Genomic DNA, 23,216 nt, shown 5'->3' on the forward strand with positions numbered 1-23,216 from the left:
CCGGGTGGGCAGGGAGGGGGAGTGCTCGTGCGGTTCACAGCGCGAGGGAGTCGGTGACGAGGACGTGGTCGCCCTCGGGGAAGCCGGTGCGGTCGACGCCCTGCTCGACGCAGCCGGACTGGAGCACGCGCGTGGCCGGGGCCAGGTCGTACCGGCCGCCGCTGAAGCGCGTGCCGACCGCGGTCAGCGCGTCGGCGCCCGAGGTCAGCGTGACGTGCGCGGTGGTCCCGCTCGTGGCGAGCGTCGCGCCGCGCAGGTCCACCTGGACCGCGCCCGGGCCCGCAGCCCGCGACACCAGGGCGCCTGCCGTCGTCGTGCCGGAGAGCTCCGTCCCGCGGACCGTGAGCCTCTGGTCGCGGACCCCGCTGAGCTGGATGCCCGTGCCGGTGAGCGTCCCGCCGCTGATCGTGACGTCGGCCGACCCGACGAGCGCGGGGGCCGCGGGGGAGGCCTCGTCGGTCGAGCCGACGAACGTGCAGTCGGTGAACGTCACGGGCCCCGCGCCGCGCAGGATCGTGCCGTCGAACCCGGTGAAGCTCGTCCGGACGAAGTGGACCGGGTTCGCGACCGGCGTCTGGTGCAGCACGCTGGCGACCGGCAGCGAGAAGTGGCAGTCCTCGATGACGTTGGGCCGCTTCGACAGGTTCGACCGCTGGGCGACCGCGAAGAACGACGCGGTGCACCCGCGCATCTGCACGCCGTCGGCGTTGACCGTGAGGCTGCCCTGCTGGTCGAACGTCGAGCGTGCGACCACGTGCACGTCCTCCAGCGTCAGGTCGGTGATCTTGGTGCTCACCGTGAACCACGAGGCCACGTGCTGCTTGACCGTGATGCGCTTGGCGCTGATGCCCCACTGCGCCCCCGAGTTGGCGATGTCCATGAGGCCGCTGTTGCCCTGGAACACCAGGTCGTGCTCGTACTGGCCGTGCGTCGTGAACGGGTTGCCGCCCTGGTCGTCGCCGTCGCCGTGGCAGTTCTCGACGAGGCAGTAGGCCGAGGCCGTGAGGTCGTTGAGGTGGCGCGCGTTGTGCGAGCGGCAGTCCGCGACGCGTCCGTGCAGGCAGTAGATCTGCTGCGTGAGGTAGCCCGCGCCGCCGTAGAAGACCGTGGGCGGGTTCGCGACCGAGCAGCGCTCGGTCGCGAAGAACGTGTTCCAGCGGCGCATGATGACGGGCCACCACGTCCTGGAGCCGTGCACGTCCGAGACGTCGCAGCGCACCGCGAACTCGTACGCGACCGGGTGCGAGCCACTGAGCTCGCGGTCGTCGGGCAGCTCCCCGTCGAGCGGGCCGTCGTAGGGGCCGGCCCCGACGAACGTCATGTTCCGCACGTGGACCTGCTCGACGGGCACGACCTTGCGCCACTCGAGCACGCGGCCCGGGGCGAGCTCCCAGCCGTTGCGGTAGTTGACGCGCACGTGCGCCGCGTCGACGACCTCGGTGACCTGCACGAGCCGCTGGAGCTCGCGCTCGTCGCGCCCGCCACCCGGCCGGGGGTCGACCTGCACGGTCCACCAGTCGCCGACCGCGAACGCGGTCGAGTCCGCGACCTCGAACACGTCGCGCTGGTCGGGCATGGTCTCGACGAGCGTGCGCTGCTGGGTCACGTCCGTCACGGTCCCCTGGAAGAACATGACGGCGCCGAACGGGTTGTCGTGCGCGTTGCGCTCGATGCCCTCGGTCGTGATCGTCCGGCCGCCGAAGTCGAGCTCGAGGTCGGAGCGCGCGTAGGTGTGGCGGCGCACGAAGTTGAGCTCGGTGTGCCCTTCGATGCGGCTCACGGTCGGGTCGTTCACGAGCGCGTCGAGCGCGTCGTCGGTGCTGCCCGTGGGGGCGTCGGCGCCGAAGATCCCGAACCAGCGGAAGTCGGCCGTGCCGGTGTGGAGCGTGTGCCACCGCCCAGGACCCAGCCCGGCCGCACCGAGGTCCTGCGGCGCCAGCACCGTGCCTCCGTTGGGGGTCGCGGTGCTCTTCGCGTCGTAGCGGACGAGGCGGGCGGCGCCGTCGCCGGGGGTCGCGTGGCCCAGGAGCCGGACCACGGTGCCGTGGTCGATCTTCTTGGCGCGCCAGCCGACGAGCTGGGCGACGGACGTCGCGACGGTGAGCTCGTCGTCGGGCTCGCTGTCCTTGCTCAGGCCCAGCGGCGCGGCGAGCGCCGCAGGCGCCGTGCTCGTGGACAGCGCGAACGCGGTCGCGGCCAGCGCGCCCATGCCGGCGACGCGCAGCAGGCCGCGGCGCGAGGGGGTGGTGGGGTCGGAGTCGGGGGAGAGGTCGGGGGCTGCCGCGCTCTCGCGGGCAGTCAGGGGGGTCTTCACGTGGGTCACCCTTCGGACAAGTCGATGAGACGGGTCCGTTCAGGCGTGGCCGACGCGCGGCAACGGGGGAGTGCGGGTGGAGTCCGCCGGGCCGGGGCTGCGGTGACCGGCGACGGGAGTGCGAGGGAACGGTTCAGGCTGTGTGCGGCAGGCCGCGACAGCAGGATGGATGCGCTTCGTTGCGTCCGGATGAATCGGGTATTTCCCGGAGATTAGGCCGGTGCTATAGCAATGTCAAGAGGATGGTGACGCGTCGCCAGGTCCGTCAGGGCCTCCCGAGGCGCGTTGCTGACATCGGCACGGTGCCTGCATCGAGATGCGGGCCACGGGGGTGGGGTCGACCTCCTCGACCCCCGCTGGCCGCATCTCGGTGCGCGTCCCTCGTCGGGCACGACGGCGGGCGCCCCCTGCCTCACAGGTAGTCGCCGGGCCAGTGGAAGCCGGCGGCCGGGCCGCTCGTCGCGGCGCGCAGGGCGTCGATCTCCGCCGCTGCACGCCGGACCGGTCGGAGCATGCCCGTAGCGTCCGACGTCGTCTCGCGGTCCTCGGCAGCCAGGAGCACATCGGTGAGGACCGTGGTCGCCGGGATGTGCGGCAGGCGCACCTCGGCGCGGGTCGCGCCGCGCTCGCGGGCCAGGGCTCGGGCCGCTCGTGCGAGCGCCTCGACCGCCGACGTGTCGTCGGGCCCGACGGCGAGCTCCCGCACGCGCACCACCTCGCCTTCGCTCTCCGCGACCAGGTAGCCCGCGATCGTGCCGTCGGGGCGTCGAGCGGTGAGGAGCTCGGCGGCCGAGTACCAGAGGGGGACCCGGTGCTGCCAGTGCTCGGCCGTCCGGCGCGTGGTCACGGGCGCGTCGTGGAACGCGTCGTGGAGGGTCGCGAGATCCCGCCACGGGAGGTCGGTGCTCCAGGCGGGGAACGTGGTGGGGGTGGCCGAAGCTGCGTGCACCGGCCGCTCGTGGCGGACCACGAGCCTGGCCGAGCCCGGCTGCCCGGCCGATCCCGGCTGCCCGGCCGAGCCCGGCTGCCTGGCCGCGCCCGGCTGCCCGGCCGAGCCCGGCTGCCCGGGGCGAGCGGCGCCGTCGGGCCGGAGGGGGCCCGTGACGACGGGGACCTCGAAGGTCTCCCAGCCGCTTGGGCGGTACACGCCAGGGGTGCCCGTGAACAGCAGCGAGGCGTCCATGCCCGCGGCCTCCATGCGCTCGACCGCCGCGGCGAGCGCGAGCCGCACCAGGCCCCGTCCGCGCACGTCGGGCGCCGAGGCGACGTTCGCGATACCGCCCACGGTGAGCGTGGTGGCTGCCCCACCGGGCCCGGGAAGGCCCACGAGCGTGCGCGGGCTCCAGCAGACCGAGGCGACGACGCGGTCCGGCTCTGCGCCCGTCCCTGGGAGGACCGCGACGATCGTGCGGTCGAGCCGGTCGGCGTCGGTCTCGTAGACCGGGACCATGAGCGGGGCGTCGAACGCCGCTGCCCACAGCGTGTACAGCGACGGGACGTCGGCGGGGGTCGCGGTGCGGAAGTCCATGGGGCTCCTCGATGAGCCTGCGGGATGTCGTCGCAGGTGGGGATGGGTGCGCGAGGCGGTCCAGGTACGCCTGGCCCTGTCGGCTTGACGCTTTGCTATAGCAAGAATAGTCTCGCACCCACGTTCTCGAGTGAACGATGCACGGCAACGAAGCACGTGCGAGGTCGGGCTGGACCTCGCACGACGTGTCCATCCCTCGACCGCCACGACCCGCACCGACGCGAGCCGTCCCTTCGCTGCCCCCACCCCTGTTGACGGGGTGTGCCCGGCACGCCACAGTGCTCCCATGATGAGGACCACCGTCGACGCCGCCTCGCTCCTCGCAGCGACCGAGGCCAGGCGTCGCGCCCAGCGACGCGCCACGTCCCTCCCGCTCACGGGGACGGCCGCGGGGCTCGCCGTCCTCGCCGTGTCCCTCTGGAGCGAACCCTGGAGGTTCTGGCCGGGGATGCTCGTCCCGTCCCTCGTGTACCTCGTGTTGTGGGTCGTCGCCGCGCGTCGCACGAGGCGTGGACCGGCATGGGTGACCGAGGGCAAGGACCGGTACGGCGTGGTCCTGCTCGTGCTCGTCCTGCTGGCGTACTTTTCGGGTCCGATGATGCTCCGGTTCGCCGGTCCTGCTTTCGCGCTGGGCATCGGGCTGCTCCTGCTCGACGGTCGTACCGGGAACCCGTTGCTCCGGGGCCCGGGGATCGCGCTGGTCGTGACGAGCCCGATCGTCGCGCTCGTCCTGTCCCGCGCACTGGGACCGATTCTCCTGGTGCTCGCGGTCGGGTGCGGTGCGCTCGCCCTCGTGGCGTCCCGGCGCGAGTCCGCGCTGCTGTCGGAGCGCGCGTGAACGAGCTCGGCATCCGCACGGTCATGGAACCGACCGACCCCGGGACGCTGGCGTACCGCGACGAGTGGACCGTCGACGGCGAGACGCTCACCCGGCTCGTCGATCGCGTGTCCCTTGCGGAGGGGCCGGGAGGGCTCGCGGCCCCGCTGGTCGACCCGAGCCCGTTCCTGTCGGCCACCGCGTCGGAGTACCTCGACGTGCTGCTCGGCGGCGGAGCCCCCGACGACGTGAGCGTCTTCGCCGACGGTCGTGTCCCGCTGCTCGTCTGCCCGGTGTGTGCGGACCTCGGGTGCGGCGCGGTGAGTGCGCGGCTCGTGATCGGTCAGGGTGTCGTCGAGTGGCGCGACCTCGGCTGGCAGGTCCCGGGCGAACGTGCCGACGAGGGGGTCGAGGACGTGCCGTTCACCCCGCCCGTGCACCTGGTCTTCGCGCGTGACGCGTACGAAGCGCTGGTCGGCCGACTGCTGCTCCGCTACCTGCCGGCCTGACCCCGCACGGCCCGTCGCGTCAGCGCGCGGCCTCGACGGCCACGGCCCCGGTCGCGGTCCCCGGAGCAGGGCCGGCCTCTGCCTCGCCCTCCTCGGTGTGGCTCTCGAGCCGCGCCGCGGCCTCGCCGATGTGCTCGGCCATGACGGTCCGCGCCCGCTCGGGGTCACCGCTCGCGATCGCGTCGATGATGAGGTTGTGCGTCTCGGCGTGCGCGACGCGCGCCTCGGGGTCCAGGGCCACGTTCGCGGCGCGCAGGAAGCCCGTGATCCGGGAACGGAGCTGGGACGTGATGGTCATGAGCATGCGGTGGTCGGCGAGCTCCCAGAGCTGCTCGTGGAAGCGTCGGTCGAGCTCGAACACGCGGGCCGAGCTGCCGCGCTCGGCCGCGTCGACCATCTGCTGCACGGTCTTGCGCAGGCGGGCCTCGGTCTTGGCGTCCCACTCGGCCTGCACGCGCACGACGACGAACTGCTCGAGCAGGGTGCGCAGGCTCGAGATCTCCTCGAGGTCGCGGCTCGTGAGCGCGGCGACGCGCGCCCCGCGGTGGGGGAGGCGTTCGACGAGTCCTTCCTCGGTGAGGCGGGTGAGGGCCTCGCGCACGGGGATGTGGCTCGTGCCGAGCCGTTCGGCGAGCTTGCGCTCGACGAGTCGTGACCCGGGCGCGAGGTCGCCGCTGAAGATGGCCTCTCGCAGCTCGACGGTCACGCGGTCGGCGACGTTCAGGTCGGGCACGCTCTTGAGCGCCATGGGTTCTCCGTAGTGTTCTGCGGTCCGATCCGGGAGGTGCCCCGAAGGATAGCGGTCGGCGAACCGGGCCCGGCTGCTCGCCCGCGGTGCGTGGTCGGGGCGAGGTCTGCGCGGGGCGCACCGTTGTGCCACCATCGAGGCGAAGGGCCACCGGACGGCTTGCCCCCTCACTACATGCTATAGCATTCGAGGGTTCACGCACAGGCTCGAGGAGGATCCATGGTGTCCCTGCACGACCAGGTGAAGGTGCCTGGTTTCCGCGGTCTGGCAGGTGTCGCGCGCCGCGACGTGACGCCACCGGTGGGCATCCGCGCCCGCAACTGGGGTCCGGCCGACTGGAACGCCTCGGAGGGGTCGCACCGTGCGATGACCCTCACCGCGATCGCCCTCGCCGAGGAGCAGACGCCCGGCTCGGGCGTCTCGCCCGCGCACCGCACGCCCGACGGCGCCGCTCACCCCGAGCGCACCGGCGCGCCCCGGACCGATCCTCTGGTCATGATCACCGTGGACGCCACGTGGTGGCGCCGCGTCGACGACGAGCGCGGCGTCCGGGACGCGGTCCTCGCGGGCCTCGGCCTGCCGCCCGAGCGGCTGCTCATCTCGTTGTCCCACACCCACGCCGGACCGGTGCTGTGCAGCCACGACGCCGACCTCGAAGGTGGCGAGCTCGTCCCCGCCTACCTCGAGCACCTCGCGGCGCAGGCCGTCGACGCGGGCCGCGAGGCCGTGGCCACGCTCGCCCCCGCGACGCTCGAGTGGACCACGGGGCGCTGCGCGCTCGCGGCGGACCGCGAGCTGATCCTCGGCGCGGGCGGGTCGCACGGCGAGCCCGTCGACACGGGGCCCGCCGCGTCCGGTGCCGCGACGTCCGCCGGTTCCGGCGCCACCGCGGACGTCACCGAGGACTTCGGGCTCCCCGTGATCGGGTTCAACCCGTCGGTCCTGCGCGCCGCCACGGACGACACGGTCGTGATCGGCCGGCTCAGCCGGGTCGAGCCACACACCGCGGACGACCACCCTGCACCGACCGGGCACGACCACCCGCCGTCGACCGCCGACGCGAGCCGCTGCCCCGCCTGCGTGGCCGCCCGCGAGCCCCTGCGGACCACGACGCCTCTCGCGACGATCGTCAACTACGCCTGCCATCCCACGACGCTCGCGTGGCAGAACACCCTGGTCTCCCCGGACTACGTGGGCGCGATGCGCGACCTCGTCGAGGAGTCGACCGGGGCCCCCGTCGCGTTCTTCCAGGGCGCCTCGGGCGAGCTGGCCCCGCGCGAGCAGTACACGGGGGACGTGGCGGTCGCCGACCGGCACGGTCTCTCGCTCGGGCACGCGGTCCTCGCGGCGCTCGCCGAGCTGCCGCCCCCCGGCACGGCCCTCGAGCTCACGCACGTCGTGCAGTCCGGAGCGCCGCTGGGCATGTGGGAGCCGCGCCCCGTCGAGGGCTCGCGCGTCCTGCGCGCGGTGAGCGACGCCGTCGTGCTGGACCTGCGCGGCCTGCCGACCCTCGCGCAGATGGAGGCCGAGTGGGCCGACATCGACCCGCGCAGCCGCGACGAGCGGCTGCGCCGCGCGCGCAACCTGCGCGACGGCTACGTGACCGGCCCGACCGTCGAGCACCCCACGTGGGTGTGGCAGATCGGCGACGGGTTCCTCGTCGCGCACCCGGGCGAGGCGTACTCGCGCTTCCAGCGCACGGTCCGCGAGCACGCGGGTGACCACCCCGTGGTCGTCGCGAACCTGACCAACGGCCCGGGGTTCGTGTACCTGCCGACCGACCAGGCCTACGAGCGCGGCGCTTACCAGGCGTGGCAGTCGCCGCTCGCGCCCGGGTCGCTCGCGCGGCTCGAGCAGCACGCGAACCACCTCATCGACACCCTGGCGGCGACGACGCCCGTACCAGCGCAGACTTCCACGGAGGACCAGTGAGCATCCCCAGCACCACGACCACGGCCGGCACCCCGGCCGGCACCCCGCTCCGCACCGCGATCGTCACGGGCGGCGCGGCGGGCATCGGCCGACAGATCGCCGAGCGGCTCGCGTCCGACGGCTACCGCGTGGTGTGCGCGGACGTCGTCCAGCACGACCTGCCCGCGCTCGACCTCGTGGCCCTGCCCGCCGAGCCGAGCCTGGTATGGATGCCCCTCGACGTCACCGACCACGCGGCCGTGGGGGCGGCGTTCGACGCGGTCGCCGCCGCGACGGGCAGCATCGACGTCCTGGTCAACAACGCTGGGATCCAGCGCCACCGCGGCATCGAGGACCTGAGCTGGGACGAGTGGAAGGCCGTGGTCGACGTCAACCTGCACGGCGTCTTCACCTGCCTCCAGGCCGCGGGCCGGCACATGCTCGCCGCGGGCCGCGGCGCGATCGTCAACATCTCGTCGGTCTCGGCGCGCGGCTCCGCGGGCCGGGCCCCGTACTCGACGACCAAGGCGGCCGTGATCGGCCTGACCTCGACCGCGGGGGCCGAGTGGGCCGCGCGCGGGGTACGGGTCAACGCGGTCGCGCCCGGGTACATCGACACGGGCGTCTTCCGCCAGGGCGTCGCGGCCGGGACGCTCAAGGAGGAGACGATCCTCGCGCGCATCCCCGCGGGCCGCCTCGCCGACGCCTCGGAGATCGCGAACGCCGTGAGCTGGCTCGTGTCCGACCAGTCGCAGTACGTGATCGGCCAGACCCTCTACGTCGACGGCGGGTTCATCATCGACTACGGCGTCCCGCTCGCGAAGAAGCCGGAATGACGAGCCGAGCCATGAGCCGGGGCGGGTTCGCGCGCATCACCGACGTCCGCACGTCGACGACCGTCGTCGCCCTGCCGCAGCCCTTGCAGCTCGGGGCCATGACGGTCACGCGCCGCGAGTACGTGGGGGTCCAGGTCCGTGCGCTCCTGCCCGACGGCGCCGAGGTCACGGGCGTCTCCTACGCCCTGACGCGCGAGGCGCCCATGGCCGAGGTCGTCGAGCGCCTCGTCGCACCGCACGTCGTGGGCCGCGACCTCCCGGTCGGGGACCCGGCCGCAGGGGTGCGCGCGGCGTGGGACGCCGCGCTGCGCGGCTCGGCGATCGTGGGGCGCGTGGGCCTGGTCCGCCGGGCGATCGGTCTGGTCGACGTCGCGCTGTGGGACGTCGCGGGTAAGGTTGCGGGCGTCCCGGTGTGGCGTCTCCTGGAGTCCGGCGCCCCCGCGCGCGTCCCGTCCTCGGCTCACGGTGCGTACGGCGCGGCCGTGGTGCCCGACGACGGCACGGGCGTCGGTCCGTCGACCCGCCCTGACCTGCGGGCGGGCGAGGGGGCGTCCGGCCCGGTCGCGCCCGCGGCCCGCCCGGCGATCCTGGTCGCGGCCTACCCGACCCCCGGTCGCACGGCGCGCGACGTCGCCGACGAGGTGCTCGACCGCGCCCGCGAGGGCTGGCCGCTGCTCAAGATCTCCCGTTCTCCCGACCGCGACCTCATGCGCGGCCTGCTCGCGATCCTGCGCGACGAGCTGCCAGGAGCGACGGGCCGGGAGACGGAGGCGGGCCGCAGCGGCGTCGTCGTGGACGTCGGCTTCGGCTGGCGTGACGCGGACGACGCGCTCGCCGACCTGGACGCGTGGGGGATCGGCGGTCCCGCAGGGGCCGGAGCGCCTGCGCTCGCCTGGCTCGAGGACCCCGTGCTGCCCGAGGACGCCGACGGCGCCGCGCGCATCCGTGAGGTCACGGGACTGCCGCTCGCGATCGGCGACGAGGTCACGGACCCCGAGGTCTTCGCTCGGCTCGCTGCGCTCGGCGCGCTCGACGTGGCGCGCGTGGACGTGGTCGGGATCGGCGGCATCACCGCGGCCGAACCCCTGGTCCGGTCCTGGCAGGACGCGGGGCTCGTGACGTCGAGCCACGTGTACCCCGAGGTCAGCGTCCACCTGGGAGGTGCAGCGGGGATCGGGGTCGAGACGTTCGAGCGCTCGCCGCAGGGCAACCCCTACGACCCGGCACCGCTGCTCGTCGAGGGCGGGCCGACGTTCTCGGACGGCACGGCGCTGCCGCCCGAGGCCCCCGGCCTGGGCTTCACGCTCTCGCCCGCGTACTTCACGTTCGAGACCGAGCCCTCGCGGCCGAGCGTCCGGTCGGCGTCCGGGATCGGCTCCGGAACGACGACAGGCTCATGCTCGACTGACGGCAACCGCATGCTCGACGACCAGGAGGAGCCATGACCGACCCGACCAGCACGCCCGGGGCGGGCTCCGCTGTCGGGCCGGACGACGTGCGCGCCGCGACCCGCAGCGTCGTGGTGACCGGGAGCGGCAAGGGCATCGGCCGTGCGATCGCCGCGCGGCTGACCGCCGACGGGTGGGTCGTCGTCGGGCTCGAGCGGACCCCCGGCTCGGGGACCGTCGAGGAGGGGATCTGTGCGGCCGTCGTGCTCGCGGACTCGCGCGACCGCGAGGCGCACCGCGAGGCCGCGCGCGTCGCCCGGACCCTCGCGCCGCTCGCGGGATGGGTCAACAACGCGGGCATCACCCAGACCACCCCGCTGCACGCGATGGGCGACCCGGGACGGGCCGAGGCGATCGAGCGCACGGCGCGCGACGTCGTCGAGATCAACGGGCTGGGCTACCTGTGGGGGGCCGCCGCGGCGGTCGAGGCGTTCACCGACCAGGTGAGCGGCGGGTCGATCGTCAACGTCGGGTCCATCCACGGGCGGTCCTCGTTCGTCGACCACGCGGCCTACGAGCTGACCAAGGGCGGGATCGACGCCCTCGCGCGCAGCGTCGCGGTGACGTACGGGCGCTACGGCATCCGGGCCAACACGGTCGCGCCCGGCGGGGTCCGCACGCCGCACCTCGACGCGCAGATCGCGAACGCCGCCGACCCGGCGGCCGAGGAGCGCGGGCTCGCCGAGGGCCCGCCGCTCGGGCGCATCGCCGAGTCGTCGGAGATCGCGGCCGTGGTCGCGTTCCTGCTGTCGGACGAGTCGTCCTACGTGTCCGGGCAGTCGATCGCGGCCGACGGCGCATGGACCGCGTCGTTCGGCACGCTGCCGCACGACGCAGAGCTCGACGCGCGGTACGGGCTGGGGTGAGTCGACCGGGAGGACCCTGACGACCCGGCTGCCTTGGCGATACACCATCTTCTGGATTCAGGTTTCCGTGTACTGTCCTGTCCATGGAGACCGTCACCCTCACGCACACCGCGGCGCTCGCGCGGCTCGGGCACGCGTTGTCCGACGAGACGCGCACGCGCATCCTCCTGACCCTGCGTGAAGCGCCCGCGTACCCCTCGGACCTGGCCGACGCCCTGGGCGTCTCGCGCCAGGTCATGTCGAACCAGCTCGCGTGCCTGCGCGGGTGCGGGCTCGTCGAGGCGATCCCCGACGGCCGTCGCACCTGGTACCGGCTCGCCGACAGCCATCTCGCGCCCGCGCTGGACGACCTGCTCCGGCTCGTCGTCACGGTCGACCCGACGTGCTGCTCGCCCGACGGGTGCACCTGCTCATGACCGGCATGACGACCTCCGCCCACGAGGTGCACGGGCAGGGCATCGCACCCGCCCGCAGGGCCCTCCTCGAGCGTCGCGTGCGCTGGATCGTCACGGCGACCATCGCCTACAACGTGGTCGAGGCGGTCGTCGCGATCACGGCCGGTCGCCTCGCGTCCTCGGCGGCGCTCGTCGGCTTCGGCCTCGACTCGGTCGTCGAGGTGCTGTCGGCCGCAGCCGTCGCGTGGCAGTTCGCGGCCCCCGACCCGCACCGTCGCGAGCGCACCGCGATGCGCCTCATCGCGGTGTCGTTCTTCGGTCTCGCGCTGTTCGTCAGCGTCGACGCCGTGCGCACGCTGCTCGGGGCATCCGACCCCGACCACTCGACCGTCGGGATCGTGCTCGCGGCCGTGAGCCTCGTGATCATGCCGTTCCTCTCCTGGTTCGAGCGGCGCACGGGACGCGAGCTGGGGTCGGCCTCGGCCGTCGCGGACTCGCGCCAGACGCTCCTGTGCACCTACCTCTCGGCCGTGCTGCTCGTGGGCCTGCTGCTCAACACCACGCTGGGCTGGACGTGGGCCGACCCGGTCGCGGCCCTCGTCATCGCGGCCGTCGCGATCAAGGAGGGCGTCGAGGCCTGGCGCGGCGACGCGTGCTGCTCGCCCGTCGCGGCGCTGCACGCCGAGGGAGAGGGGGCTCCGTCGTCGGGCACGGACGCGCGTGCCGCGGGCGGCGCGACGCCCGACCGCGACGGGTGCTCGTGCTGCGCTGACTGACGCCGGTCTCCGATGGCGGCCTCGGGCAAGCGCACCTACGGTCGAGGAGGACCCGCGCCCGGACCGGGACGGCGTCCTCCGAGAACCGACGACGACGGAACGAGGCTTGTGGTGGCAACACTGACGGTGTGGAAGTTCGAGACTCCTGAAGGCGCACAGCAGGCGGAGGACGCGCTGCTGGGGCTGCAGAAGCAGGAGCTCATCCAGGTGCAGGACGCGGCGATCGTGTCGTGGGAAGAGGGCAAGAAGAAGCCCAAGACGCACCAGTCCAACAACACGACGGGCATCGGCGCGCTCGGCGGCGCGTTCTGGGGCCTGCTGTTCGGGATCATCTTCTTCATCCCGCTCATCGGCGTCGCGATCGGTGCGGCCTCGGGCGCACTGGCCGGCTCGCTGACCGACGTGGGGATCGACGACGACTTCATCGACTCGGTGCGGTCCAAGGTCACGCCGGGCACGTCGGCGCTGTTCGTCATGACGTCGGGGGCCGTCATGGACCGGGTCCACGAGGCGCTCAAGGCGCAGGGCATCCACGGCGAGCTCATCCAGACGAACCTGTCGGCCGACGAGGAGGCCAACCTGCGCGCGGCCTTCGACGACGCGGTCTGAGAACCTCCGCACGCGCGAGACGCACGGCCCCGGTCCTTCGCGGACCGGGGCCGTCGTCGTGCCCGGCGAGGCGGCCCGACCCACACGCAACCTGCACCGGCGAGGACCCGTCGGCGCACCCGATGAGGCGTAGCGTCGAACTATGCCTGGCAACGAGACGCACGGACCGGCTGCACCAGGGCGCGGCGGGGGACAGGGCGCGCTCACGACGCTGCCGGAGGACGTCGAACGCTCGGTCGCCGAGCGTGAGGACGACGCGGCGGCACGCGACTGGGACAACGAGGGCGGGCACGAGCGAGGGCACGTCGGCGAGAACGCGCACGCGCCCGGCCACGACCCGGAGCAGCCACCCGACCCCGACGCCCTCCGGCTGACCGGTGTCCTGGCGACCGCTCTGCCCCCGGAGCTGGGGACGGCGCGTGAGCCGGTCGCCTACACCGTCCCTGCGGTGTTCTCGCGCCGCGTCACGCGCGAGGAGCAGGACGCGATCGAGAGCGACGACGTCCGACGACGCCTCGCCGGCGCGGGATACGAGGGCGTCGAGCTGACCGTCTCGGACCGTCGCCTGCTGATCGGCCACACGAGCCTCGCCGCGCTCCGGAGTGGCCTCGCCCGCGAGATCGCCGGCGTCCTGCGTGATGTCAGCCGGGACCTCGTCGCCGAGCACGACCGCCTGGCCGCGGAGGTCGCGGACCTGCAGCGAGAAGAGGACCGACGCGCCGGTGCCGTCCTCGTGGAGGCGGACGAGATCCGCTTCGAGTGACCCCGGAGCGATGAGGACCCCATGGACGTGGCGCCGACAGACCTCCCGAGGGCGCGGCCCGTCGCGCGTCGGGTGACGAACGAGTACTCCACCCTGGCCCGGCTCGTCCGTGAGACCGGGCTGCTCCGACGGCGGTACGGCTACTACTGGACGCGGCTCGTCCTGGCGCTGCTCGCCTTCGCCGGGATCTGGGTCGCGGTCGCCCTCGTCGGGAACTCGTGGTGGCAGCTCGTCGTCGCCGCGGCCATGGCCGTGGTCGTCACGCAGATCGCCTTCCTGGGCCACGACAGCGCGCACCGGCAGATCTTCCGTTCGCGCGGGTGGAACGACTGGACGGCCCGGGTCCTCGCGGGCGGGTTCGTCGGCCTGAGCTACGGCTGGTGGCGCACCAAGCACGAGCGCCACCACTCGGCCCCCAACCAGGAGGGCGAGGACCCCGACATCTCGCCCGGAGTCATCTCGTTCACCCCCGCTGCCCTGGCGGCGAGGACGGGGTGGCGCGCGTGGCTCGCCCACCACCAGGGGTGGTTCTTCTTCCCGCTGCTGACGCTCGAGGGTCTGAACCTGCACGTCGCGAGCGTGCGGACCGTGCTGCGCAAGGACGCCGTACCGCATCGAGGGGTCGAGGCGCCGCTCGTCCTGGGGAGGCTGGCGGTCTACGTGGGTGTGCTGTTCGTGCTGCTGCCACCGGGCAAGGCCGCCGCCTTCCTGGGGGTGCAGCTCGCGCTGTTCGGCGTGCTGCTCGGCGGGTCGTTCGCCCCGAACCACAAGGGCATGCCGATCGTGCCGCGCGACATGACGCTCGACTTCCTGCGGCGCCAGGTGCTCATGTCGCGCAACGTGCGCGGCGGGTACGCGGTCGACGCCGTGATGGGTGGGCTGAACTACCAGATCGAGCACCACCTGTTCCCGAGCATGCCCCGGCCCAACCTCAAGAAGGTCCAGCCCATCGTGCACACCTACTGCGAGTTCGCGGGCGTGCCCTACACCGAGGTGGGTCTGTTCCGGTCCTACGGGATCGTGGTGAGCTACCTCAACCACGTGGGCCTGCGCGCTCAGGAGCCGTTCACGTGCCCGCTGGCGGCGTCGCTCGGGAGGTAGTGCGCACCCCGGTCCCGCGCGCCCGCGCCGAGACCGGACGGAGGGACGCCGGAGCGCCTCTGCCTACGAGCGCACGAGCGTGATCGCCTGCGCGCGGTCGCGGACCTCGAGCTTGGTGAAGATCGCGTTGATGTGGGTCTTGACGGTCGTCATGCCGACGAAGAGCCGCTCGGAGATCTCCGAGTTGCTGAGCCCCTGCCCCACGAGCTCCAGGACCTCGCGCTCCCGGGCGGTCAACGCGGGGAACCGGCGGGACAGCGGCAGCGAGGCTGCCGGGGCCGAGACGGTCCCCACGGGGCGTCCTCCGGTCAACGACCCGACGAGCACCTCGCTGACGGCTGGGGCCAGGAGCGTCTGACCGAGCGCGACCGTGCGGATCGCGTTCGCGACCTCGGCGCGTCCGGCGTCCTTGGTGAGGTAGCCACGGGCCCCGGCACGCAGGGCGCCGAGGATCGACGCGTCGTCGGCGTGGGTCGTCAGGACGAGCACGGCCGTGGCCGGGTGCTCGGCGAGGATCTGGGTCGTGGCCTCGACCCCGTCGACTCCCGGCATGCGCAGGTCCATGAGGATCACGTCGGCGTGCAGGGCCGCGGCGAGCCGCACGGCCTGCCCGCCGTCGGAGGCCTCGCCCACCACCTCGAAGTCGGGGACGAGCGACAGGACCGTGACCAGGCCGTCCCGGACGATCGCCTGGTCGTCGACGACCAGGAGCCGGATACGTTCGCCGTTCATCGCAGGGTCACGGCGACCGTGACGGTGAACGTCTCGGCGCCGTCGTCGACGTGGACCTCGCCGCCGAGCGGGAGGGCGGCGACCCGGGCGCGCATCCCTGCCAGTCCGTGACCGGCCCCTGACGCGGCGAGGGACGGATGCGGGCCGGGCGCGCGGGGAGTGGTGAGCGTGAGGAGCACGCGAGCATCGTCCCAGACGATCGCCGCACCGACGGGCATCCCGGGAGCATGCTTGCGCGCGTTGCTGAGCCCCTCCTGCAGCGCCCGGTGGATCGCGGCCGACTGCTGGTCGTCGAGGGGGCGAGGATCGCCCGACTCGACCAGGCTCACGGTGCCGCCGAGCTCTCGGTGGTCGGCGAGGAGCGCGGCGAGGTCGTCCTCGGGAGTCGCGAGGGTGCTGACCACGGAACGCGCCTCGCGCAGGCCCGACGCGGCCAGCCGGCGTCCGGCCGAGACGCGGGACGCCGCCCCGGCCACGTCCCCCACCTCGAGCAGCGCCTCGATCGCGTCGAGCTGGACGACGAGACCTCCTAGGCTGTGCGCCAGGACGTCGTGGATGTCCCGGGCGATCCGGGCGCGCTCCTCGAGAGCCGCGGAGCGGACGCGGTCGTGCGCGGCGACGAGCCGCTCGGCCGCGAGAAGCTGGGAGCCGGCGGTCGCGATGCGCGACTGCCGACGGCTGAACCCCAGCGTCGCTGCGAGCACGAACACCGCGACCATCCCCAGGACGAGCACCGCGGGGAAGTCGCCGCGGACGACCAGGAACACTCCCTGGAGTGCGACGGCCGTCGCGGCGAGACCGATCCCGTAGCCCAGAGGGCGTGCGGGTCGACCGATCGCCATGACGACGGCCGCGAAGGCAGGGGCGATCGTCAGGCCGCCCGTGGGCACCACGACGAGCGCGCCGCAGACCGTCATCACGAGCTCGGCCGCCGTGACGACGCCGACGCGTCGCAGCGGGACGAGCACGCGGACGACCCAGGCGGTGACCGCGACCAGTCCCAGCCACAGGACCAGGGACAGGGGAACCTGAGCGGGCGGCCGCACGAGCTGGGTCACGAGCACGTAGGCGACCACCGCGGCCCCGGCAAGGTTGAGGATCTGCCCGGTCCGGCTGTGCCCGGTGTCGGCCGCGAGGACCTGCTGCCGCAGGGCGTCGGTGGTGTCGCCACGGGGCGTCACGGAAGAGGCCTCGGTGAGAGTCGCGGGAGAGTCCCCGGCGAGAGCGGGCGTGGTCATCCGACCATCATGCGACCTGTGCGGGAGCGCGGAGTCCCGCACCCCGATCGGCGGACGCAGCGTGCTCGCGCTCGACGCGCCCTGCCCGTGCGCTCACGACCAGGACACGGGCCGCCCGGTTGGCCGCGAGGAGCAGCAGGATCACGCCGACCGAGGCCGCGAGGTGCGCGCCGGCGGCGCCCGCGAGCATGCCGGTCACGAGGCGTGCGACGACGAGCGCGATCCACAGTGCCAGTGCTGCCCAGCCGGCGCGGGCCTCGAGCGTCGCCCCCGCGGCGACCGCTCGGGCCCGACGGCGGGCCGCCGCCCCCGGGGCAGACGCGCGGGCGAGGTCGATCGCCCGGAACGAGGTCATCACCCCGATCAGGGCGCCGACGCCGACCGAGACCACGAGCTCGCTCGCGACGACCAGCAGGTCGAGTCCTGTCGGTCGGACGGTGATCGCGGACGAGAGGGACAGCAGACCGACCGCGCCCAGGATCGCAGGGAGCGTCCACATGCGCGCCGAGACCGCGCGCCAGGTCGTCTGTCGGTAGCCGAGCCAGCAGAGGACGGCGACGGCGATCAGTGCGGGCTCGAGGTTCTCGGGGTTCACGGAGGGCTCCTGGGCTGAGGTGGGACGACGCCCTCAGCCTGCTCGGGCCGAGCGCCCGTGCCCACGGCCCGTGGGTGGAGATCCGGGTGGAGATCCCGGCCGTGGCCGGGTGGAGAGGCTGCCGGTGACGGCGGCGTCCGGGCAGAGCGAAGCCCGGTCGATCAAGGGGGGTGACCGACCGGGCTCCGCGTTCGTGGGGGGCGTCAGGCCTTGAGCATGCTCGCCCGGGTGATGACACCGCCGAGGACCTCGAAGGTGGCGATGGTCTCGCCCGACCCGTTCGAGGTCGTCACGATCTCGCGTGCGACCACCCATCGTTCACCGTACGTCACCGAGGCATCGATTGTGCAGTGCACATCTCCGGTTGCAAGGCGGGGACCGTAGAAGGCGCGCAGCGCGTCCTTGCCGACGATCGGCTCGGGCGTGACGCCCACGACCACGGTGTCCTGCGCGTAGGTCGCGAGGAACCGTTCGAGGTCGTGCGCGTTGAACGCGGCGACCTGCTCGGTGACCACGGCGTGGGCCGTCTCGCTCGGGGGTGCGGTGCGCTCGGTCATGCGGTGCTCGTCTCGTCGTGGTCGTCGGGTGGGTGGTGCGAGGCTGTCGTAGGTGCTCGTCGCCGCGGCGGGGGCCCTGGGGGAGGAGCAGCCCGACGGCGGAGCGCGCCCCGCGCTGTCGGGTCCGGCGCGGGTCCGGCCCTGTCGTGCCGGGTCAGTCGATCCGGACGCCGCCGTTGATGTCGTACGTGGCTCCCGTGACGAACCCGGCCCGTGGGGAGGCGAGCGACGCGATGACCCACGCGACGTCATCGGGCGTGCCGAACCGGCCCAGCGGGATCGAGGACGTCAGGGCCGCGCGACCCACGTCGTCGAGCTGGTTCGTGATGTTGCTCGTGACGGGGCCTGGCGTGACCGCGTTGGCGCGGATCCCCTCGGCGGCCAGGAGGCGCGCGAAGCTGCGCGTGATCGCGAGGAGCGCACCCTTGCTCGCGGCGTAGTGCACCCCGGTCTTGAGCGCGCCCTGCTGGCCCGCGATCGAGGCCACGTTGACGATGCTGCGGTCGACGGGAGGCTCGCCCTCGGGGGCTGCGGCGGCCCGCAGGAGAGGGAGCGCCGCGCGGGAGAGGACGAACGTGCCGCGCGCGTTGGTCTCCATGACGGCGTCCCACTCGTCGAGCTCGATGTCGTCGAGCGCGCGGTACGGGCACATGCCGCCGTTGTTGACCAGGACGTGGAGCATGCCCCACTGCCGGTCGACCCGCGTGACGAGCTTCTCGACCGACGCGACGTCGCGCAGGTCGAGGCGCGAGACGTGGCACGTCGCGCCGAGCTCGGTCGCGAGGTCCGCGGTCGTGCGCGCCCCGAGCTCGTCGTGGGCGTAGGTGAGCCAGAGGTCGTATCCGTCACGGGCGAGCTGGAGGGCGGTCGCGGAACCGATCCCGGAGCTGGCGCCCGTGATCAGCGCAAGTCGTCGAGCCATGGGCCAAACGCTATAGCAAATTGTGGGGAGCGCAAGCACCTGTCCATGCACGCTGGCTCCGGGTTGCTAGATGCTATAGCATTTCTGCTCATGAACCCCGACACCGTCGTCATCACCGACTGCGACCTCCCGGGCACCGCCTGCGAAGACACCGTCACGGCCGCCGGCCTCAGTGTCGTGCGCGGGGCGGCCCGTAGCGAGGACGCCGTCATCGACCTCGTCCGCGACGCCGCGGCCGCAGGCGCGACCCCGTCCGCCCTGGTCGTCCAGTGGGCGCCCCTGACCGCCCGAGTCCTCGACGAGATCGAGGGCGTCCGCTTCATCAGCCGCATGGGCATCGGCTACGACATGGTCGACGTCGCCGCCGCGACCGAGCGCGGGATCGCCGTCGCGAACACCCCGACCTACTGCATCGAGGAGGTCGCGTCCCACACGGTCGCGATGGTCCTCGGGCTGAGCCGAGGGCTGGTCGGCTACGACCGTGCCGTGCGCAGCGGGGTCTGGGCCGCGACCGCCCCGCGCCCCATGGCCGCGCGCCTGTCCGCGACCACGGTCTCGGTCATCGGCTACGGCCGGATCGGCTCGCTCGTGGCGCGCAGCTGCGCGGCGCTCGGCTATCGCGTCCTGGTCCACGACCCGTTCGTGCCCGACGTCGACGTCGCCGCGGCCGGCTACCTGCCGGTCTCGCGCGAGCAGGCCATCGCCGAGGCCGACGTGCTGAGCCTGCACGCCCCGCTCAGCGAGGCCACGCGGCACCTGCTCGACGCGTCGTCGATCGCGACCATGAAGCCGGGCGCCGTCGTGGTCAACACGTGCCGTGGCCCCCTGATCGACGAGGAGGCGCTGGCCGACGCGCTCGAGGGGGGCCACCTGGGGGCTGCGGCGCTCGACGTGTTCTCGCACGAGCCGCTGCCCGCGGACTCACGCCTGCGCACGCTCGACCAGGTGCTGCTGAGCCCGCACGCCGCCTGGTTCTCGCCCGAGGCCATGGCCGACCTGCCCGTGCACACCGCGCAGAACGCGATCGAGTTCCTCGCGGGCCGTCCCGTCGGCTCGATCGTCAACCCGGACTACGCGCGCGCCCTGGCACGCTGACGTCCTGTTCATCCCTGAAGACGACCTCCTGGAGCACCCCGTGCAGCACGTGCAGCTCATGCGCCTCGGCCTCCCCGGCCACGAACGTCCCGTCGTCCGCACCGCGGACGGCACCACCTACTCGCTCGACTCCTTGACCCGCGACGTCGACGGCGAGTTCCTCGCGGCCGACGGGATCGCGCGCACCCGGGCCGCCCTCGAGGCGGGCGAGCTGCCCGTGGTCGTCGACGCCGACGCGCTGCGGGTCGGGGCCCCGGTCGCCCGGCCCACGGCCGTGGTGTGCATCGGCATGAACTACGCCGCGCACGCGGCGGAGTCCGGCTCCGAGCCGCCGACCGTCCCGATCATCTTCTGGAAGCACTCCAACACCGTGGTCGGCCCCGACGACGACGTGCTGCTGCCCCCAGGGGCCCAGAAGGTCGACTGGGAGGTCGAGCTCGCGATCGTCATCGGGAAGAAGGCCCGATACCTCGCCTCGCCCGCGGAGTCCGCGGCGCACGTCGCCGGGTACACCGTGTCCAACGACGTGTCCGAGCGCGACTACCAGATGGCCGTCTCGGGCGGTCAGTGGTCCAAGGGCAAGAGCTGCGAGACCTTCAACCCGATGGGTCCCGCGCTCGTCCCAGCCGACCAGGTCGACGCCACGAACCTGCGCCTGCGCTCGTGGGTCAACGGCGAGGTCCGCCAGGACTCGTCGACGGCCGACATGATCTTCGACGTCGACTTCCTCGTGTGGCACCTGTCGCAGTACATGGTGCTCGAGCCGGGGGACGTCATCAACACCGGGACGCCGCAGGGGGTCGCGCTCTCGGGCCGCTTCCCCTACCTGGTCGACGGCGACGTCATGGCCGTCGAGATCGAGGGCCTGGGCCGCTGCGAGCAGAAGGTCCGCGACGCGGTCGTGTGACGACCTGAGGGTCGGCCGGGCGTCCGTCACCGGTCGCCCGGGCGTGCTCTGCGCGCGTGAGGCGGGAGAGGTGCCGATGAACTCCGGCGCCTCTCCCGCCTCGCTGCGCAGGGCGCCGCGTGCCTACCCCGCGAAGGGCAGGACCGGCAGCCCCTCGACCCCGGGCACCACGCGGAACACCGACCCCGCGTCGAGCTCGGGCTCGAACGGCTCGCCGATCATGAGCCGCGAGGTGGTGATGTACAGCTCGTCGAGGTCCACGCCGCCGAACGTGCACGCCGTGACGTGCGAGGCGGGCAGCTCGACGACCTCGGTCAACGAGCCGTCCGGGGCGTAGCGGCGCACCGCGCTGCCGCCCCACAGCGCGACCCACACGCCGCCCTCGGCGTCGACCGTGAGCCCGTCGGGCAGCCCGTCCTCGCGCGGGATCTCGACCAGGGCCCGACGGTTCGCGAGCGGCTCGTCCGCGCCCGGGTCGTAGTCGAACACGTCGACGCGGCACGTGAGCGTGTCCACGTAGTACGCGAGCGTCCCGTCGGGGGAGAAGCCCAGCCCGTTCGAGCACGTGACGCCCGACAGCACGAGGCGAGCGGCGCCGTCGGGCTCGACGCGGTACAGGGCGCCTGCGCCCGCGCGGTCGTCGAACGGCATGGACCCCGCGTAGAACGCGCCGTCCGGGGTCGCCGAGCCGTCGTTGAGGCGGACCGTCGGGTCGCTCCACAGCTCGGGGAAGGGGCGCACGGGGGAGTCGGGGGACTCGTCGTCCACGAGCGCGAGCCCACGCTCCAGCCCGACGACGTAGCCTCCCCGGGAGCGAGGGCGCACCATGGTCGCGTAGTCGCCCACGTGGCGTCGGGCCACGGTGGCGTCGGGCTGGAGGGTCAGGAGGTCGCCGGCCATCATGTCGACGAACCGCAGCCCGCCCCAGGTCGGGGACCACACAGGCCCCTCGCCGTGGTGGGCGACGGGACCGGTGATGTTCTCGGCACGCATGGGGCTATTGTCCCGGACCCGGGAACCGGTGCAGGACGGGCTGCGTCGGCTCCTGCGCCAGAGCCGTCGGACGATGCCGTGAACCGAGCGCGGCGACGTACCCGGGGACGGGTGTGATCGACCCGGGCGGTCCGCTCGGCAGCGCACCGGTGCTCTGCCCAGGGGCGTCGGGAGTAGCCTTGAGCCCATGACAACGCGCAACTGGTGGTGGCTGCCCTCGCAGCCGTGACCAGTCGTGTCCCCGAGCTGCCCTGCGTGCAGCCCGGGTCGGCCCTCCGTCGCCTCCGGCGAGCGAGGGCGGCTCCTGAACCAAGGAGCACCATGACCCTCACCACCGCGGCCCACGTCGCAGCCACGCCCCCTGCCCAGGGGACCCGTCCGCCCGAGGCGGGCTCCGCCGTCGGGACCCTCGACGCGGCCCGTGCCCGCAGCCTCGAGGTCGAGGCGCGGATCGCCGCGAACCCCGCGGACTTCCGCGTCCTGACGGGCGAGCGACCGACGGGCGCGCTGCACATCGGGCACTACTTCGGGACCATCGCGAACCGCGTGCGGCTCCAGCAGGCAGGCGTCGAGGTCTTCCTGATCCTCGCCGACTACCAGGTCATCACCGACCGCGACGAGGCCGGAGACCTGCGCGGGACGGTGCGCGAGATCCTGCTCGACTACCTGGCGGCCGGGATCGACCCGGACCGGACCACGGTCTTCGCGCACAGCGCCGTCCCCGCGCTCAACCAGCTCCTGCTGCCGTTCCTGAGCCTCGTGAGCGTCGCCGAGCTCGACCGCAACCCGACCGTCAAGGCCGAGACCGCGGCCACGGGCGGTCGGGCCATGAGCGGGCTCATGCTGACCTACCCCGTGCACCAGGCCGCCGACATCCTGTTCTGCCACGGCAACCTCGTGCCCGTGGGGCAGGACCAGCTGCCGCACCTCGAGATGACGCGTACCGTCGCGCGCCGCTTCAACCAGCGGTACGCCGCCGCGAACCCGTACTTCCCCGAGCCCGACGCGCTGCTCGCGCCCTCGCCCACGATCCTCGGGACCGACGGGACCAAGATGAGCAAGAGCCGCGGGAACACGCTGCCTCTCGGGGCGAGCGAGGACGAGACGGCCCGGTGGGTCAAGCGGGCCAAGACCGACGCGGAGCGGGTCATCACCTACGAGCCCGACGCCCGGCCCGAGGTCGCCAACCTCCTGACGATCGCGTCGCTGTGCACGGGGCGCACCCCCGAGCAGATCGCCGACGAGATCGGGTCCGCGGGTGCCGGGAGGCTCAAGGCGCTCGTGACCGAGGCGCTCGTCGAGCACCTGCGCCCGATCCGCGCGCGGCGTGCGGCGCTCGCGGCGGGCGACGGACCCGACGTGCTCGACATCCTCGCGCGCGGCAACGCGCGGGCCAACGAGATCGCCGACCGCACGCTCGAGGACGTGCGCGGGCTCATGGGCATGGTCTACCGCTGACGGGTCCCCACCGGCCCCGGTGCGCACGGGAGCGCCCGCCGCGGGAGACCACTGGTCTCCCGCGGCGGGCGCATGCGTCACCCTCGGCGAGGAGGGCG

Annotated in this window: 23 protein-coding genes; 14 read left to right on the plus strand and 9 right to left on the minus strand. The window is 73.4% G+C overall.

What is annotated here, in order from left to right; translation table 11 throughout:
• Positions 1-34: 34 nt before the first annotated feature.
• Both OERS_RS01080 and OERS_RS22200 read right to left on the minus strand, forming a co-directional pair.
• Positions 35-2,314, minus strand: coding sequence for a peptidase C14 (locus OERS_RS01080; RefSeq protein ID WP_248948269.1), 2,280 nt, complete (start codon positions 2,312-2,314; stop codon positions 35-37).
• 412 nt (positions 2,315-2,726) lie between these two features.
• A complete protein-coding gene (locus tag OERS_RS22200; protein ID WP_068623696.1) occupies positions 2,727-3,842 on the minus strand; it encodes a GNAT family N-acetyltransferase in 1,116 nt (371 codons plus the stop codon).
• A gap of 286 nt (positions 3,843-4,128) precedes the next feature.
• Between OERS_RS22200 and OERS_RS20880 the strand changes: the two genes are divergently transcribed.
• Together OERS_RS20880 and OERS_RS01095 are read left to right on the plus strand one after the other, a co-directional pair.
• Positions 4,129-4,680: a hypothetical protein gene (locus tag OERS_RS20880; protein WP_068623698.1), complete on the plus strand. Its 552-nt coding sequence runs from the start codon at positions 4,129-4,131 to the stop codon at positions 4,678-4,680.
• On the plus strand, positions 4,677-5,168 hold the full coding sequence (locus tag OERS_RS01095; RefSeq protein ID WP_068623700.1) for a hypothetical protein: 492 nt from the start codon (positions 4,677-4,679) through the stop codon (positions 5,166-5,168). Before OERS_RS20880 ends, OERS_RS01095 begins: the two co-directional genes overlap by 4 nt.
• Before the next feature lie 19 nt (positions 5,169-5,187).
• Here OERS_RS01095 and OERS_RS01100 read toward each other — a convergent pair whose 3' ends face one another.
• Positions 5,188-5,916 (minus strand): GntR family transcriptional regulator, encoded by a 729-nt coding sequence (locus tag OERS_RS01100; RefSeq protein WP_068623702.1) that lies wholly within the window; start codon positions 5,914-5,916, stop codon positions 5,188-5,190.
• Positions 5,917-6,135: 219 nt separating this feature from the next.
• Between OERS_RS01100 and OERS_RS01105 the strand changes: the two genes are divergently transcribed.
• The 9 genes from OERS_RS01105 (at position 6,136) to OERS_RS01145 (ending at position 14,621) form a co-directional block, all read left to right on the plus strand.
• The gene (locus OERS_RS01105) at positions 6,136-7,848 is read left to right on the plus strand and encodes a hypothetical protein (protein ID WP_068623705.1); all 1,713 of its coding nucleotides are present in this window, start codon (positions 6,136-6,138) and stop codon (positions 7,846-7,848) included.
• The gene (locus OERS_RS01110; protein ID WP_231907794.1) at positions 7,845-8,663 is read left to right on the plus strand and encodes an SDR family NAD(P)-dependent oxidoreductase; all 819 of its coding nucleotides are present in this window, start codon (positions 7,845-7,847) and stop codon (positions 8,661-8,663) included. Before OERS_RS01105 ends, OERS_RS01110 begins: the two co-directional genes overlap by 4 nt.
• Complete coding sequence (locus OERS_RS21360) at positions 8,660-10,108, plus strand: enolase C-terminal domain-like protein (protein ID WP_169834162.1); 1,449 nt, start codon at positions 8,660-8,662, stop codon at positions 10,106-10,108. Before OERS_RS01110 ends, OERS_RS21360 begins: the two co-directional genes overlap by 4 nt.
• Positions 10,105-10,977 (plus strand): SDR family NAD(P)-dependent oxidoreductase, encoded by an 873-nt coding sequence (locus OERS_RS01120; RefSeq protein ID WP_068623709.1) that lies wholly within the window; start codon positions 10,105-10,107, stop codon positions 10,975-10,977. The genes OERS_RS21360 and OERS_RS01120 overlap by 4 nt, the downstream gene beginning before the upstream one ends.
• Before the next feature lie 83 nt (positions 10,978-11,060).
• Entirely contained in the window at positions 11,061-11,393 is a 333-nt protein-coding gene (locus OERS_RS01125) for an ArsR/SmtB family transcription factor (protein WP_056649628.1), read from the plus strand.
• A gap of 5 nt (positions 11,394-11,398) precedes the next feature.
• A complete protein-coding gene (locus OERS_RS01130; protein WP_056649997.1) occupies positions 11,399-12,148 on the plus strand; it encodes a cation transporter in 750 nt (249 codons plus the stop codon).
• Between the two features lie 111 nt (positions 12,149-12,259).
• Complete coding sequence (locus OERS_RS01135; protein WP_068623844.1) at positions 12,260-12,757, plus strand: DUF1269 domain-containing protein; 498 nt, start codon at positions 12,260-12,262, stop codon at positions 12,755-12,757.
• A 142-nt stretch (positions 12,758-12,899) separates the two neighbouring features.
• The gene (locus tag OERS_RS01140) at positions 12,900-13,520 is read left to right on the plus strand and encodes a hypothetical protein (RefSeq protein ID WP_068623711.1); all 621 of its coding nucleotides are present in this window, start codon (positions 12,900-12,902) and stop codon (positions 13,518-13,520) included.
• 72 nt (positions 13,521-13,592) lie between these two features.
• Positions 13,593-14,621, plus strand: coding sequence for a fatty acid desaturase family protein (locus OERS_RS01145; protein ID WP_231907797.1), 1,029 nt, complete (start codon positions 13,593-13,595; stop codon positions 14,619-14,621).
• A 63-nt stretch (positions 14,622-14,684) separates the two neighbouring features.
• On the opposite strand, the gene OERS_RS01150 is transcribed toward OERS_RS01145, so the two are convergent.
• The 5 genes from OERS_RS01150 to OERS_RS01170 all read right to left on the minus strand — a co-directional run bounded on the left by OERS_RS01150 (position 14,685) and on the right by OERS_RS01170 (position 18,665).
• Complete coding sequence (locus OERS_RS01150) at positions 14,685-15,353, minus strand: response regulator (protein ID WP_068623714.1); 669 nt, start codon at positions 15,351-15,353, stop codon at positions 14,685-14,687.
• Entirely contained in the window at positions 15,350-16,591 is a 1,242-nt protein-coding gene (locus OERS_RS01155; RefSeq protein WP_068623716.1) for a sensor histidine kinase, read from the minus strand. The genes OERS_RS01150 and OERS_RS01155 overlap by 4 nt, the downstream gene beginning before the upstream one ends.
• A 7-nt stretch (positions 16,592-16,598) precedes the next feature.
• Entirely contained in the window at positions 16,599-17,186 is a 588-nt protein-coding gene (locus tag OERS_RS01160) for a hypothetical protein (protein WP_068623718.1), read from the minus strand.
• Positions 17,187-17,389: 203 nt separating this feature from the next.
• Entirely contained in the window at positions 17,390-17,743 is a 354-nt protein-coding gene (locus OERS_RS01165) for a nuclear transport factor 2 family protein (RefSeq protein ID WP_068623720.1), read from the minus strand.
• 154 nt (positions 17,744-17,897) lie between these two features.
• Positions 17,898-18,665: an SDR family NAD(P)-dependent oxidoreductase gene (locus OERS_RS01170; protein WP_068623721.1), complete on the minus strand. Its 768-nt coding sequence runs from the start codon at positions 18,663-18,665 to the stop codon at positions 17,898-17,900.
• A 90-nt stretch (positions 18,666-18,755) separates the two neighbouring features.
• Here OERS_RS01170 and OERS_RS01175 point away from each other — a divergent pair, with 90 nt between their 5' ends.
• Both OERS_RS01175 and OERS_RS01180 read left to right on the plus strand, forming a co-directional pair.
• The gene (locus tag OERS_RS01175; protein ID WP_068623723.1) at positions 18,756-19,760 is read left to right on the plus strand and encodes a C-terminal binding protein; all 1,005 of its coding nucleotides are present in this window, start codon (positions 18,756-18,758) and stop codon (positions 19,758-19,760) included.
• Between the two features lie 49 nt (positions 19,761-19,809).
• Positions 19,810-20,667 carry a fumarylacetoacetate hydrolase family protein gene (locus OERS_RS01180; RefSeq protein ID WP_068623848.1) on the plus strand — a complete coding sequence of 286 codons (858 nt, stop codon included), beginning with the start codon at positions 19,810-19,812 and terminating at the stop codon, positions 20,665-20,667.
• Between the two features lie 123 nt (positions 20,668-20,790).
• Here the strand turns inward: OERS_RS01180 and OERS_RS01185 are convergent, their stop codons facing one another.
• A complete protein-coding gene (locus OERS_RS01185) occupies positions 20,791-21,660 on the minus strand; it encodes an SMP-30/gluconolactonase/LRE family protein (RefSeq protein WP_068623725.1) in 870 nt (289 codons plus the stop codon).
• A 321-nt stretch (positions 21,661-21,981) separates the two neighbouring features.
• Here OERS_RS01185 and trpS point away from each other — a divergent pair, with 321 nt between their 5' ends.
• Positions 21,982-23,118: a tryptophan--tRNA ligase gene (gene trpS, locus OERS_RS01190; RefSeq protein WP_068623728.1), complete on the plus strand. Its 1,137-nt coding sequence runs from the start codon at positions 21,982-21,984 to the stop codon at positions 23,116-23,118.
• Positions 23,119-23,216: the final 98 nt, after the last annotated feature.

Source organism: Oerskovia enterophila (assembly GCF_001692445.1).
GTDB classification, from domain to species: Bacteria; Actinomycetota; Actinomycetes; order Actinomycetales; family Cellulomonadaceae; genus Oerskovia; species Oerskovia enterophila.

Coding starts and splice junctions, on each gene's coding strand:
- OERS_RS01185 (WP_068623725.1), bottom strand. CDS start 21,660: ATGCGTGCCGAGAACATCACCGGTCCCGTCGCCCACCACGGCGAGGGG.
- OERS_RS01105 (WP_068623705.1), top strand. CDS start 6,136: ATGGTGTCCCTGCACGACCAGGTGAAGGTGCCTGGTTTCCGCGGTCTG.
- OERS_RS01170 (WP_068623721.1), bottom strand. CDS start 18,665: ATGGCTCGACGACTTGCGCTGATCACGGGCGCCAGCTCCGGGATCGGT.
- trpS (WP_068623728.1), top strand. CDS start 21,982: ATGACCCTCACCACCGCGGCCCACGTCGCAGCCACGCCCCCTGCCCAG.
- OERS_RS01125 (WP_056649628.1), top strand. CDS start 11,061: ATGGAGACCGTCACCCTCACGCACACCGCGGCGCTCGCGCGGCTCGGG.
- OERS_RS01150 (WP_068623714.1), bottom strand. CDS start 15,353: ATGAACGGCGAACGTATCCGGCTCCTGGTCGTCGACGACCAGGCGATC.
- OERS_RS20880 (WP_068623698.1), top strand. CDS start 4,129: ATGATGAGGACCACCGTCGACGCCGCCTCGCTCCTCGCAGCGACCGAG.
- OERS_RS01165 (WP_068623720.1), bottom strand. CDS start 17,743: ATGACCGAGCGCACCGCACCCCCGAGCGAGACGGCCCACGCCGTGGTC.
- OERS_RS01120 (WP_068623709.1), top strand. CDS start 10,105: ATGACCGACCCGACCAGCACGCCCGGGGCGGGCTCCGCTGTCGGGCCG.
- OERS_RS01100 (WP_068623702.1), bottom strand. CDS start 5,916: ATGGCGCTCAAGAGCGTGCCCGACCTGAACGTCGCCGACCGCGTGACC.
- OERS_RS01130 (WP_056649997.1), top strand. CDS start 11,399: ATGACGACCTCCGCCCACGAGGTGCACGGGCAGGGCATCGCACCCGCC.
- OERS_RS22200 (WP_068623696.1), bottom strand. CDS start 3,842: ATGGACTTCCGCACCGCGACCCCCGCCGACGTCCCGTCGCTGTACACG.
- OERS_RS21360 (WP_169834162.1), top strand. CDS start 8,660: ATGACGAGCCGAGCCATGAGCCGGGGCGGGTTCGCGCGCATCACCGAC.
- OERS_RS01140 (WP_068623711.1), top strand. CDS start 12,900: ATGCCTGGCAACGAGACGCACGGACCGGCTGCACCAGGGCGCGGCGGG.
- OERS_RS01175 (WP_068623723.1), top strand. CDS start 18,756: ATGAACCCCGACACCGTCGTCATCACCGACTGCGACCTCCCGGGCACC.
- OERS_RS01155 (WP_068623716.1), bottom strand. CDS start 16,591: ATGACCACGCCCGCTCTCGCCGGGGACTCTCCCGCGACTCTCACCGAG.